The sequence below is a fragment of the Pseudomonas sp. ARP3 genome, from assembly GCF_001029595.1.
GTDB lineage: Bacteria > Pseudomonadota > Gammaproteobacteria > Pseudomonadales > Pseudomonadaceae > Aquipseudomonas > Aquipseudomonas rhodesiae.
In genome coordinates, this window is the sequence record NZ_LEKF01000018.1 from 20,107 (window position 1) to 32,996 (window position 12,890).

The 12,890-nt window shown below is 61.8% G+C and carries 11 protein-coding genes; 3 read left to right on the top strand and 8 right to left on the bottom strand.

Annotated elements, in window-relative coordinates:
- Positions 1–11: 11 nt before the first annotated feature.
- Both ABX75_RS19280 and ABX75_RS19285 read left to right on the top strand, forming a co-directional pair.
- Positions 12–512, top strand: coding sequence for a M48 family metallopeptidase (locus ABX75_RS19280; protein WP_034115331.1), 501 nt, complete (start codon positions 12–14; stop codon positions 510–512).
- A gap of 19 nt (positions 513–531) precedes the next feature.
- On the top strand, positions 532–828 hold the full coding sequence (locus ABX75_RS19285; RefSeq protein WP_034101211.1) for a helix-turn-helix domain-containing protein: 297 nt from the start codon (positions 532–534) through the stop codon (positions 826–828).
- A 76-nt stretch (positions 829–904) separates the two neighbouring features.
- Here the strand turns inward: ABX75_RS19285 and ABX75_RS19290 are convergent, their stop codons facing one another.
- Positions 905–1,357 carry a GNAT family N-acetyltransferase gene (locus ABX75_RS19290; protein ID WP_047882520.1) on the bottom strand — a complete coding sequence of 151 codons (453 nt, stop codon included), beginning with the start codon at positions 1,355–1,357 and terminating at the stop codon, positions 905–907.
- 190 nt (positions 1,358–1,547) lie between these two features.
- Between ABX75_RS19290 and ABX75_RS19295 the strand changes: the two genes are divergently transcribed.
- Positions 1,548–2,285, top strand: coding sequence for an ABC transporter substrate-binding protein (locus ABX75_RS19295; RefSeq protein ID WP_034101210.1), 738 nt, complete (start codon positions 1,548–1,550; stop codon positions 2,283–2,285).
- Positions 2,286–2,379: 94 nt separating this feature from the next.
- Here ABX75_RS19295 and yccS read toward each other — a convergent pair whose 3' ends face one another.
- The 7 genes from yccS to ABX75_RS19330 form a co-directional block, all read right to left on the bottom strand.
- Positions 2,380–4,563, bottom strand: a complete 2,184-nt coding sequence (gene yccS / locus ABX75_RS19300) for a YccS family putative transporter (protein ID WP_034101208.1) — start codon at positions 4,561–4,563, stop codon at positions 2,380–2,382.
- A gap of 132 nt (positions 4,564–4,695) precedes the next feature.
- Positions 4,696–5,874 carry an NAD(P)/FAD-dependent oxidoreductase gene (locus tag ABX75_RS19305; RefSeq protein WP_034101207.1) on the bottom strand — a complete coding sequence of 393 codons (1,179 nt, stop codon included), beginning with the start codon at positions 5,872–5,874 and terminating at the stop codon, positions 4,696–4,698.
- Positions 5,875–5,974: 100 nt separating this feature from the next.
- A complete protein-coding gene (gene dbpA / locus ABX75_RS19310; RefSeq protein ID WP_231980942.1) occupies positions 5,975–7,312 on the bottom strand; it encodes an ATP-dependent RNA helicase DbpA in 1,338 nt (445 codons plus the stop codon).
- 131 nt (positions 7,313–7,443) lie between these two features.
- On the bottom strand, positions 7,444–8,871 hold the full coding sequence (mdtD, locus tag ABX75_RS19315; protein ID WP_034101205.1) for a multidrug transporter subunit MdtD: 1,428 nt from the start codon (positions 8,869–8,871) through the stop codon (positions 7,444–7,446).
- 36 nt (positions 8,872–8,907) lie between these two features.
- On the bottom strand, positions 8,908–9,798 hold the full coding sequence (locus ABX75_RS19320) for an alpha/beta fold hydrolase (protein ID WP_034101204.1): 891 nt from the start codon (positions 9,796–9,798) through the stop codon (positions 8,908–8,910).
- A 294-nt stretch (positions 9,799–10,092) separates the two neighbouring features.
- The gene (locus ABX75_RS19325; RefSeq protein ID WP_034115327.1) at positions 10,093–11,409 is read right to left on the bottom strand and encodes a TldD/PmbA family protein; all 1,317 of its coding nucleotides are present in this window, start codon (positions 11,407–11,409) and stop codon (positions 10,093–10,095) included.
- Positions 11,409–12,851, bottom strand: a complete 1,443-nt coding sequence (locus ABX75_RS19330; RefSeq protein ID WP_047882481.1) for a TldD/PmbA family protein — start codon at positions 12,849–12,851, stop codon at positions 11,409–11,411. The genes ABX75_RS19325 and ABX75_RS19330 overlap by 1 nt, the downstream gene beginning before the upstream one ends.
- Between the last annotated feature and the right edge of the window lie 39 nt (positions 12,852–12,890).

Consider the following 12,890-nt stretch of genomic DNA (forward strand, 5'->3'; position numbering starts at 1 on the left):
CCGCGCACGCCATGACTACGCTGAAATACCTCCAGGCCTACCCTGTCACTCTTCAGGAGCAAGTGCGCCAGATGATCGCCAAGGACCAATTGGGCGCCTATCTGGAGCAGCGTTATCCCGAGCGCCATGGGGTGCAGAGCGACAAGGCCTTGTACGCCTACGCGCTGGCTTTGAAGCAGGAACACCTGCGCAACGCGCCGGCTATCGACAAAGTGCTGTTCGATAACCGCCTGGACCTGACGCACCGAGCCCTGGGCCTGCACACGACCATTTCCAGGGTGCAGGGCGGCAACCTCAAAGCCAAGAAAGAGATCCGCATCGCCGCCTTGTTCAAAGAGGCCGCGCCGGAATTTCTGCGCATGATCGTGGTGCATGAGCTGGCGCACTTCAAGGAATCGGACCACAACAAGGCGTTCTACAAACTCTGCCAATACATGATGCCGGAATACCATCAGGTGGAATTCGACCTGCGGGTATACCTCACGTATCGCGACCTGCTGGGCAAACCCTGACCGCACAAGGCCAATGACCATGGATGTGAGCAAAACCAAAAGCAGCTTCTACCGCCGCCTCTATGTGGCCTACCTGATCGACAGCGGCCAGGCCAGCAACGTACCGGCGCTGACGGAGATGACCGGCATGCCTCGGCGCACGGCCCAGGACACCATTGCCGCGCTGGCCGACCTGGATATCGTGTGTGAGTTCGAACAAGAAGACGGCGCCCGCAACCATGCCGGGTGTTATCGAATTCGCGACTGGGGCGCGATCGATCGGCGCTGGATCGAAGCCAATCTGACCTCGATCAAGCGCGTGCTGGGTTATCCCTGAGTTCTTGGTTGATTCCCTGGCATCATCGGGGGCAAGCCCCTTCCCACAGTTGGCCGCAGTGCTCTGGATGGCTTTCTCAGGCGCGCCGCATGCCGATATGAGGAATGTCGTCCTCCAGGTATTCCTCTCCCGCTACCACGAAGCCATAACGGCCGTAATAGCCCTGCAAATGCGCTTGGGCTGAGAGAAATATCGGCGTATCAGGCCAGATATCGTCAATCTGCTTGAGAGTCTCTTCCATCATCCGGTGCGCCAACCCGGTGCCCCGTGCCGCTGGGGCAATAATCACTCGGCCGACCGCCACGTCACCGCCTTGGGTATCGGGGTCCAGCAGCCGAAGGTAGGCCACCAGCTCGTCATTCTGCCAGCCCATCAGGTGATGGGTGTCGCCGATCAAGTCCTGCCCGTCGACGTCCTGATAGATGCATTTCTGCTCCACTACGAAGACTTCGTTGCGTAACCGCAGGATGGCGTAGAGCTGATCTTTGCCCAGGTCATTGTGGTGTTTGCAGACCCAATCAACTGTCATGGTGTGTTCTCGCATAAATGTCTGTTCTTGATAGTAAGCGCGACGGGCAGCTCTGTCTAAATGGTCTATTGTGGTGAATGAAATCAATTAGCCATCACTGAGTGCCCTGTTGCCCCGTTTCTTTGTGTAATCTGGGCTACTGTTAACACCTCAGGTATGGCCTGAGCTAAGCTCGCCAAGGATTTTGAGCATGCCGCGATTTTCTCGTGCCTTTGCTTTAATTGGAGTGTTGTTGCTGGCTCAGCCGGCGTTTGCACAGCGTCTGCGCCTGGTCGCGGATGCCTGGCCACCGTTTACCGATGCGACTTTGATCAATGGTGGGCTGGCCACTGACATTGTCACCACGGCCCTAGCGCGCGCAGGTTATGCCAGTGACTTTGAACAAGTGCCCTGGGCCCGGGCGTTGATGGGCGTGGGCGATGGGCGCTATGACGTGCTGATCAACGCCTGGTACGACGACGCCCGCACGCAACTGGGCGAATTCTCCAACGAATACCTGCTCAACCGCGTGCGTTTTATCAAGCGCCGCGACGACCCTATCGACTATCAGACCCTGGAACAACTGCACGACTACCCGATTGCCGTGGTGCGCGGTTATGCCTATTCGGCGGCCTTCGACGGGGACACCCAACTGCAGAAAGTGCCGGTGCATAACTTCGCCATGGCCGTACGCATGCTGGCGGCGCAGCGGGTGCGGCTGACGGTGGAGGATGAGTATGTGGCGCGCTATTACCTGTCCCGCGAATCGCCCCGGGTGCGCAACGCCATAGAGTTTCTGCCCAAACCGCTGAGCGAAAACAGCCTGCACATCCTGGTTAGCCTGAAAAATCCTCAGCATGCGCAGATTGTGGCGAGCTTTGACCGGGAGATTGCCAGTATGAAGGTGGATGGCAGTTATGCGCGGTTGATGAAGGCCCATGGTATGTAGTGCCTGTGCGGGCCTTATCGGGGGCAAGCCTTTTCCACAGGTGGACCGTGTGAATCCGATCAGGGGTGGAGGGGGCTTGCCCCCCGATAGCGACCTAAACCGCTTCGGTGTCCTTGATCAAATGCGCCGCCAGTGTGCGCAACGGCCCCAGCTGTCGGCAGATCAGCGCCAGCTGCGTTTGCACCAAGCGCTGCCCCTCGTCGATCTCATCCGGCATCTGCTCCAGCTCGGCGGCCAGGGCTTCTTCGGCATCGCTCTGGATCGCAATCGGTTGTTTGTTGGCCAGCCCCGTGGCGATTTCGTCAATGCTGGCCGCCAGGCTATGGCCGGCGCCGTTGATCAGGTGTTCGCGCACGTCGGCCGGCAGTGCGGTGTCGCGGTGTGCGCCCAACCCCGACAAATAGCTGAGCAAAGTGTGTGATAGCACCAGGAAGCGAAAGCCCACGTCGGCTTCTTTGCGAAAGTGCCCCGGCTCCATCAGCATGTTGGCCAAGGTGGTGGACAGCGCCGCATCGGCGTTGTGCGCATTGCGCCTGGCCAGGCGATAGGCCAGGTCGTCGCTCTTGCCGGCGGCGTACTGCTGCATGATTTGCCGCAGGTAGATACTGTTGCAGGTCAAAGTGTTGGCCAGCACTTTGTTCAGGCGCCGGCCCTGCCAGTCCGGCAGAAACAGGAACACCGCCAGCCCCGCGATCAGGCTGCCGATCAACGTATCGAACAGCCGAGGCAGGAACAGCCCGTAGCCATCGCCCACTTGGTTGAAGCAGAACAGCACCATCAGCGTGATCGCCGCCGTGGCCAGGGTGTAGCGGGTGGTGCGATTGATAAAGAACACCAGGCCGGCAGCGATGGCGAACATCGATTGCACCAGCGGGCTGGGGAACAGATCGAACAGCGCCCAGGCCACGGTCAGGCCAATGGCGGTGCCGACGATCCGTTGGCCCAGTTTGCGCCGGGTGGCGCCGTAGTTGGGTTGGCACACGAACAGCGTCGTGAGGATGATCCAATAACCCTGGGATGCGTGAATCGCATGCAAGGTGCCGTAGCCGATGGTCAGCGCCAACGACAGGCGCAACGCATGGCGGAACAGCAATGACGTCGGCGTCAGCTGCGTGCGCAGCCGTGTCCACATTTCCTTGAGGTTACGCGGCGCGCGATCGAGCAGATTGCTGTCGGTGGCGTCGGCCAGGGCGTCGGGGTTGCTGGCGTCGCCGAGCAGGCGGTCGAGGGTCGACAGGTTGGCCGCCAGAGCGCGCAACGAGCGCAGCAAGCCGCGCCAGGCCGGGTTGCTCTGGATGCGCAGGTGTTCCAGGGAGGCGTTCAGGTCACCGAGGGCTTCGGCAAAACTGTCGTCGTAGACAAACGGCTGGCGCAACTGGATCGACTCAGCGAGGGCCTGGCAGGCCTTGCCTTGCTGGCGCAACAGGCGCTGGCAGCGGAACAGCACGTCGCTGTGGAAAAACGCCTCGGCCAGGGCGTTGTAGGGATAGTGCGAAGAACTGGCGCGTTCGTGGATGTCCTGGGCCAGAAAGTACAGCTTCAGGTAGCGGCTGACCTTCGAACCCGGGCGACCGTTACCCACGCGGTGCAGGATGATTTCCTTCGCCGCATTCAGCGCTGCGACTACGCGACCGTTCTGCTGAGCCAGTTCCAGACGACGGGCTTCTACATCCAGTTGGCGGATCGGTTCAAACAGCGACGACTTGAGCTTGAGGTAACGCCCCAACTCGCGAAACAAACGCGCCAGGCTCTGTTGCACCGGCTGGTTGGAAAACAGCACCTGCCACAACACTGACAACGCGCCATACCAGGCAGCGCCGGCCACCAACAGCAGGGGTTCGTGCCAGAAGTCCGACACCGCCCCTCCGCGCTGATCCACACCGATCATGGTGTAGACCGACAGAATCAGCGTCGCCGAGGCAATCGCACCGTAGCGCTCGCCAAGGGCGCCGAGCATGGTCAGGCAGAAACTCGCCAGCGCCAGGGCAATCGCAAACAGCCAGGGGTAGGGGAACAACAGTTCCACCGACAGCGCGGCGATGCTGAAACACACCAGCGTCACCGCAAGGGCATTGAGGCGGCCTTGCCAGCTGTCATCGGTCTCGGCCAGAGCGCTGGCGATAATCCCCAGGAACAGCGGGATCAGCAGGGTCATTTCATCCTGATACCAGCACAGCGCCATGCTGCCGGTGAGGGCGATGAACACCCGAACGCTGTAGCTGAATTTATCCAGCGCCCATAGGCGCCGCATGGACTGCTTGAACGAGGTCGATGACATGAAGGCTGGAGTCTTCCGGGACGATGCCGCTAAATTGAGGCAGTAAGGACGCCACGGCAAGCGTGGTGATCACATCTCACCGCAAATTATTTCACAGGCACACTGCAAATCGGAACGTGGGAGGGGGCTTCGTCAGACGTATTGCGCGGCGGCGTAGCCCGATGCCCAGGCCCATTGGAAGTTAAACCCGCCCAAGTGGCCGGTCACGTCCAGCACTTCCCCAATAAAGTACAGTCCTGGGCTTTTCAGTGATTCCATGGTCTTGGACGAGACTTCCCGCGTGTCCACGCCGCCCAGCGTCACTTCGGCGGTGCGATAGCCCTCGGTGCCGGCGGGCACGAACTGCCAGCTCGACAACTTCTGCGCGATGTCGGCGACTTCGGCATGGGTGTATTGCTTCATCGGCTTGGACGCGAACCAAGTGTCTGCCAGCAGGTTGGCCATCTTTTTGGTGAAGATCTCACCGAGCAGGGTCTTCAACTCGCTGTTCGGTCGCTCGACCTGTTGCTGTTGCAGCCAGGTGTGGGCGTCGTGCTCGGGCAGCAGGTTGATTTCGACCGTGTCGCCCGGCTCCCAGTACGAGGAAATCTGCAGGATCGCCGGCCCGCTCAGGCCGCGATGGGTAAACAGCAGATTCTCGCGAAAACTCTGGCCGTTGCAGCTGGCCACGCAATCCACGGAGGTGCCGGACAACTCGGTGCACAGCGCCTTGAGCTGATCGGTGATGGTGAAAGGAACCAATCCTGCGCGGGTTGGCAGCAGTTCATGGCCGAACTGCTTAGCCACCTGATAGCCAAAACCTGTGGCACCCAGGGTCGGGATCGACAGGCCGCCGGTGGCGATCACCAGGGATTCACAGCGCAGCTCACCGAGGGTGGTTTGCAGCTGATAGCCGCTGTCGAGCTTAGCGATTTCCTGGATGGAGGTGTCCAGGTGCAGGCTTACACCGGTCTGGATGCACTCATCGAGCAACATGCCGAGGATGTCGCTGGATTTGTTATCACAGAACAGTTGGCCGAGTTTCTTCTCGTGGTACGGCACGCCGTGCTTGGCCACCAGCCCGATGAAGTCCCATTGGGTGTAACGGGCCAAGGCCGACTTGCAGAAGTGCGCGTTGTGGGACAGGAAGTTGGCCGGCTCGGTGTACATATTGGTGAAGTTGCAGCGGCCACCGCCGGACATCAGGATCTTTTTGCCGGCTTTGTTTGCATGGTCGATCAACATCACCTTGCGCCCACGACCAGCGGCGGTCAGTGCGCACATCAAGCCTGCGGCGCCGGCGCCAATGATCACAACTTCGGTCGAGCGCACAGCAATGTCCTCATAAAAATACGGGTCTGAATGCAATCAAAACTGTGGGAGGGGGCAAAACCCTTCCCACATTGGATCTTCATATAGGTCGCAGATCGGGTTACAGGATGCGCACGCGCAACGAGCGGCCCTTGATCTTGCCGTCGTTCAAGCGCTGCAGTGCTTGCTTAGCGATGCCCCGTTCCACGGCCACGAACGCCTGGAAGTCGAAGATCGCGATCTTGCCAACCTGGGCGCCGGGGATGCCGGCTTCGCCGGTCAATGCACCGAGGATGTCACCTGGGCGCACTTTGTCTTTACGGCCAGCGGCAATGCACAGGGTGCTCATCTGCGGCAACAACGGACCGCCGCTTTGCGGCTTGAGGTTGTCCAGTTGGTCCCAGTTCAGCGGCGACTTTTGCAGCTGCTCGATGGCCTGGGCACGGTGGGCCTCGGACGGCGCCACCAGGCTGATGGCGATGCCGGTCTCACCGGCGCGGCCGGTGCGGCCGACGCGGTGGATGTGGATTTCCGAGTCGCGGGCCAGTTCGACGTTGATCACCATGTCCAGCGAGTCGATGTCCAGGCCACGGGCGGCCACGTCGGTGGCCACCAGCACCGAGGTGCTGCGGTTGGCGAACATCGCCAGTACCTGATCGCGGTCGCGCTGTTCCAGGTCGCCGTGCAGGCCGACGGCGGAGATGCCCTTGGCCGTCAGGTGGTCGACGGTTTCCTGCACTTGCTGCTTGGTAAAGCAGAACGCCACGCACGAGGCCGGACGGAAATGCGCCAGCACCTTGGTCACCGCGTCCATGCGTTCTTCCGGGGAGATCTCATAGAAACGCTGCTCGATCTGCTCGTCGGAATGGAACGCTTCGGCCTTCACCTGCTGTGGCGCGCGCATGAACTTGGAGGCCAACTGCTTGATGCTCACCGGGTAGGTGGCCGAGAACAGCAGGGTCTGACGGCGTGGCGGGGTCTTGCTGATGATGTCTTCGATGGCGTCATAGAAACCCATGTCGAGCATGCGGTCGGCTTCATCGAGGATCAGCGTGTTCAAGCCGTCCAGCACCAGCGAACCCTTGCGCAGGTGTTGCTGGATACGGCCCGGGGTGCCGACGATCACGTGGGCGCCATGTTCCAGCGAAGCGATCTGCGGGCCGAGGGACACACCGCCGCACAGGGTCAGCACCTTGATGTTGTCTTCGGCGCGGGCCAGGCGGCGGATTTCCTTGGCCACCTGGTCGGCCAGCTCGCGGGTCGGGCACATCACCAGGGCCTGGCAACCGAAGTAGCGCGGGTTGATCGGGTTCAGCAGGCCGATGCCGAAGGCGGCGGTCTTGCCGCTGCCGGTCTTGGCCTGGGCAATCAGGTCCAGCCCCTTGAGGATCACCGGCAAGCTTTGTGCCTGGATCTGCGTCATCTCGACGTAACCCAGCGAGTCGAGGTTAGCCAGCATGGCGGCGGACAGCGGCAAGGTATTAAAAGCGGTGGCGATGGTGGTCACGGGGCGGGCTCTGCAAAAACAAAATGTCGCGCAGTGTACCAGTCTCGTGGGATTTTCCCCGCAAGTTCTAGACGAGCCGCCCGTCAGTGCTCGATGTCGTGCTCGCGGCTGCCCAGCCGTTTGCCGTCTTTTGGCGACAGTTGCAGGAAAATCGCCGCCGCCAACATCGCCATGACGCCCACGGTGAGGAAGGTCAACTGGAACGCGCCGAGCACGGTATTGACCCCGTCATTGCCGGCTTCGGCGGTGAACCCGCCCAGCAATGCGCCGGCGCAGGCCACGCCGAGGCTCAGGGACAATTGCGCCACCACCGACAGCAGGCTGTTGCCGCTGCTGGCCTGGGCGTCGTCGAGGTCGATCAAGGTCACGGTGTTCATCGCGGTAAATTGCAGGGAGTTGATCGCCCCCAGCACCGCCAGCATGCCCAGCAGCAGCGGGTAGGGCGTCTGCTCGCTGACCAGGCCCATGCTCGCCAGCATGATGCCCAGCGCCAGGGTGTTGCCGGTCAGCACCACGCGGTAGCCCAGGCGTTCGATCAGCGGCCGCGCCACGGACTTGGCGAACATCGCCGCCGCCGCCAACGGCAGCATGCTCATGCCCGCCTCCGACGGCGAATACCCCAGCGCCACCTGCAACAGCAGCGGCACCAGAAACGGCAACGCGCCGCTGCCCAGGCGGGCGAACAGGTTACCCAGGATGCCCACGGCAAAGGTGCGGGTCTTGAACAGCACCGGCGAAAACAGCGGGTTATCGATATGCCCGGCGCGCAGCCAGTACGCCGCCAGGCACGCCAGCCCGCCGAACAGCAGCAACATCACCCGCAGGTGCGGCAGGTGCAGTTCGCCCAGGCCCTCCATGGCGATGGTGATCAGCACCATCGCCGCGCCGAACAGCACAAAGCCCATTCCGTCAAAGCGCGTGCGTTCACTGCCGCGCAGGTCCGGGATGAACTTCCACACGGCGTAGCACCCGATCATGCCCACCGGCAGGTTGATCAGAAAGATCCAGTGCCAGGTCAGGTATTGCACCATCCAGCCGCCCATGGTCGGGCCAAGCAGCGGGCCGAGCAGGCCAGGGATGGTGATGAAGCCCATGATCCGCACCAGCTCGGAGCGCGGGTAGGCGCGCAATACCACCAGGCGTCCCACCGGCAGCATCAGCGCGCCGCCCAGACCCTGCACGACCCGAGCCCCCACCAGCATGGTCAGGCTGCTGGACAGCGCGCACAGCAGCGAGCCGATGCTGAACAGCATGATTGCGCCAAAGAAGATCTTCTTGGTGCCGAAACGGTCGGCGATCCAGCCCGATGCTGGGATCAGCAAGGCGACCGTAAGCATGTAGGCGATCACCACCCCCTGCATGCGCAACGGGTTTTCCGCCAGGTCCCTGGCCATGGCCGGCAGAGCGGTGTTGAGAATCGTCCCATCGAGCGACTGCATAAAGAAGGCAATCGCCACCACCCAGGGGAGCCAGCGGGCGGTCTTGGCATCGAGAGGGGCGCGATCGGGCATGGGGGACCTTTTTGTTAGCCGGCTATGTGTCGGCGATTATGCGCCATCCATCGCGCCTTTTCCCACTGGCGGTTGGTCTAAATCCGACAACACCGCGTGCTCGCCCACTAGGAAATCCAACAGCGCGCGATGCACCGCCAGGGCGGCCTCGCGGGATTCCAGATCCAACAGGTGACCGGTGTGTTGCGCCACCGCAAAACTGCTGCGCCCCACGTATTGCTTGAACAATTGAGCGTCGGCGGCGGGGGTGTATTCGTCCAGCGCGCCGTTGAGGAAATGCACCGGCGTTTCGATTTGCCGCAGCGCCGGCAGGTAATTGCCGTCGCCCAATGCCAGCACCTGGTGGATATGAAAGCGCGCTTGCCGGTATTCGGTGGTGGCCATGTTCGACAGGTGCCGGTGGTTATTGCGCTTGAGGCGCGGCGACAGGTATTTGCCTACGGTTTCGTTGAGCAAATGGCCGACGGCGGATTTGTCATCGGCCTCGATCAGCACGCGCACGCGGTCCACGTAGTCGAGCATGGCTTGGTTGAGGTTGGGTGCCAGGGCCATCACCACCGAGCTTTTGATGGAGGGTGGGTTGTGCGCCAGGGTGAGCAGGGTGGAAATGCCGCCCCAGGAAGCCGACACCAGATGGTTGACCTCGAAACGCTCCACCAGCGCCCGCAGGATCTGCACCTCGTCGTCCTTGGTGACCAGGTCAAGGTCGCCGTTGTGTTCGCGTGAATAGCCGGAGAACGGCAGGTCGAACAGCAGCACATTGAAGTGTTCGGCCAGGCATTTGCTGGTACGCGCGAAAGACCGCGTGGTGGAGAGCGCCCCATTGACCAGCAGGACGGTGTTCTTGTGTGGATCGTTTCCCAGTCGCTCTACGTGGACGTTGTAGTGCTTGTACAGCCGTTCAATGACAAAACTTCCATGGTTCATGTCAACGCTCCAGCTTGTCCTTCCCCGGACAAGGTCATGCTTTGCGTGCGGGCACGCGGGTAGGGTGGCGGGATGCCACTAACCCTTATAACGAGGTTTTTTGCAGGCGACAACAGGCTGCCCGCGCGCACGGTGCGCAAGAGAAATGACCGTAGGAACGGGTAAAGCCGAGCTGTCTGAAACCAGCACAAGACAATGTGCGAGGGTGCTTGCCCCCGATAGCGATGTGTCAGTCAATGAGCACTTGGTTGAACACCGCTATCGGGAGCAAGCTCCTTCCCACAGGGAGAGTATTTACAACGTCAGGGTCAGGCGTTTTATCAGCGCCCCCGGTAACAGATTGGAGGCTGTGTTGCGCTGACCGTAGGTACTGGGTGACAGCAGTAACTCCCGCTCGGCGGTCAGTGCTTCCAGCTGCGAACCGAGCAAGCTGTACACACTGTCATCAAAACGCATGGTGCTGACCGGCGCCTTGATCTCGCCGTCCTCCACCCAGAACGTGGCGAAGCGCGTCATGCCGGTCAGGCGCGCGGCCGGCAGGTCGGAGTAGTTCAGGTACCACAGGTTGCTGATATACAGCCCTGTGCCCAGCTGCTTGAGGATGTCGGCTTGGGCCAGGTCGCCGGCCGCCATTTGCAGGGCGCTGGGGGATTCGTCGCCACTGGCGCCATTGGCGCTCAGGCCGTATTCGGCGGCGCTGCGCGAATTGACCAGTTGACCGCTCGCCTGGCCGGCGTCGATCAGCGTTACATCGCTGCGCGGGTAGCCTTCGCTGGAGAACGCCTGGCTCAGGGAGCCGCTGATCCGTTCCTGCACCGTCACCTGCTTATTGAGGTGTTGCTCGCCGGCATACAGACGTTGCAGCGAACTGCCTTTGCTGGCGATGGCCTGGGCGGAAAAACCGCCCCAGGTGATGATGCCGATGATTTCTTCAAGCGCTGCCGGTGCCAGGTAAGCGCGGTATTGACCCGGTGCCAGGGTGTGCAGCGGCCGGCCGAGGAAGTCGAGCTGGTCGCGAGCCTGCTGCAAGCGCCGTGCGAACTCGGCGCTGTCCCAGGTGTGCCCGGCGTAGCTGGCTTTGACCGCTTCGCCATTGGCATGGAACAGGCTGAAATCGAAATTGAAGCTATTGGCCTGGTGCCAGCCGAATGCGCCGTCGGAACTGGCAAAGCCACGGCTGATTGGGCCGGCGGCATAGAAGCCCACCAGGTCCAGCGCGTCTGCGGCCTGGCTGACTTCGGCCAACACCTGGGCCAGTTCCGGCAAGGGTTGGGCCTGTTCGTTGTGGCTGTGCCAGGCATCGTGGTTGAGCAACAGGTAGGGATCCGGTGGCAGCAGCGGCAAGGTTTCGCGCAACTGCTGCAGGCCTTCGGCCAAACGCTGGCGATCCAGTTCCGAATCGCCGGCCAGGGTGATGCTCAGGTCGGCGTGACGCCCGTCACTGATCAACTTGAGGTTCACGCTGGCCTGCTGCACCTGCCCGGCCTGGCGCACTTTGGCGTGGTTGAAACGCACGAACTCCGACGCTTCGGCGGCATAGCCCAGGTGAAACTGTTCCTTGTCGGTGATGGCTTGGGTGAGCCACTGCACCAATGCCTTGAAATCATTCATCAGGCATCTCCTCCGAAAACGTCGACGTTGCTGAACACGCAGGCCGGCGAGGCATGGCCGACACGGATCACCTGGTTGGGCTCGCCCTTACCGCAGTTGGGCGTGCCCAGCACCTGGAAGGTACTGGCGTCGCCCACCGCGCTGAGGTTGCGCCAGAACTGCGCGGAAATCGCGCGGTAGTTGGGGTTCTTCACCACGCCTTTGAGTTCGCCGTTTTCGATCAACTGGCCCCATTCGCAGCCGAACTGGAACTTGTTGCGCGCGTCATCAATAGACCACGAGCGGTTGGTCGACATCAGGATGCCGCTTTCGATACCGCCGATCATTTGCGCCAGGCTCTGGTCGCCGGCCTCGATATTCAGGTTGGCCATGCGGTCGATCGGCGGGCGGTTCCAACTGCTGGCCCGGCTGTTGGCCACACCGTCCATGCCGGCGCGAAATTGCGACAACGCACCGCCCAACGGCTTGAGCAGCAAGCCTTCGCGGATCAGGAACTGCTTGCTGGCGGCGCTGCCATCGTCGTCATGGCTGTAGCTGGCGAGCTGTTCGGGGATGTTCGGGTCGAACGTTACGTTGAGCAGGCGGGAGCCGTAATGCAGGTGGCCGAAGTCGCTGGCCTTGACGAAACTGGTGCCGGCGTAATTGCGTTCATCGCCGAGGATGCGGTCCAGCTCCAGCGGATGGCCGATGGATTCGTGGATCTGCAGGATCATCTGGTCGGGCATCAGCAGCAGGTCGCGCGGACCCTGGGGCGTGTTGGGCGCCAGCAACAGTTGCAGGGCTTCGTCGGCCACCCGTGGTGCGGCGCCTACCAGGCCGAAGCGGCGGATCACTTCATAGCCGCCTTGCTGGCCGAAGTTGGTACCGCCCAGGGTGCGGGTCTGGCTGTCGGTGCTGTCGTAGGCGGTGACACTCACGCCGGGGAACACAAAACGTTGGGCCTGACGCAACTCGGCGCCAGCGCTGTTGAGGTAGATTTGCTCGACCTGGGTCAGGCAAAGGCTGACGTCCCAGCTGACCAGGCGCTCGTCTTTCGGCACGGCGGCAGACTCGTCGCCCAGCAATTGATAGCAGTCGCTCAAGGCAGGAAAGGGCTGGTTGAGTTCGGGCGACAGATAGTCGGCCACGTCGCTGGACACCTGCTGATCGCGCAGGTCGAGCAGCGCATGGGGCTTGATCCGCAGCGCCTGCTGTTCGGCGCGTTCGAGGGCGGCTTGCATGCCGGCCAGGGAAATATCATGGGTCGCGGCGTAAGCCTCCACACCGTTGAGACGCACGGTGAGCATGACGCCCTCGTCATGGTTCAGGTGCGGCGGTTCGGCGACATTCTTGCGCACCGACAGGTATTGGCCGGACTCGCGTACGTAGCGCAGGGAGAAGAAGTCGGCGGTGGTGCGCAGGGCACTGAAATGTTTTTTGAGTGTGGCGTGGTGGTCGAACATGGGGCCTTCCTTGTGGGCGGCTCGGTGCGGGCAGGCAAC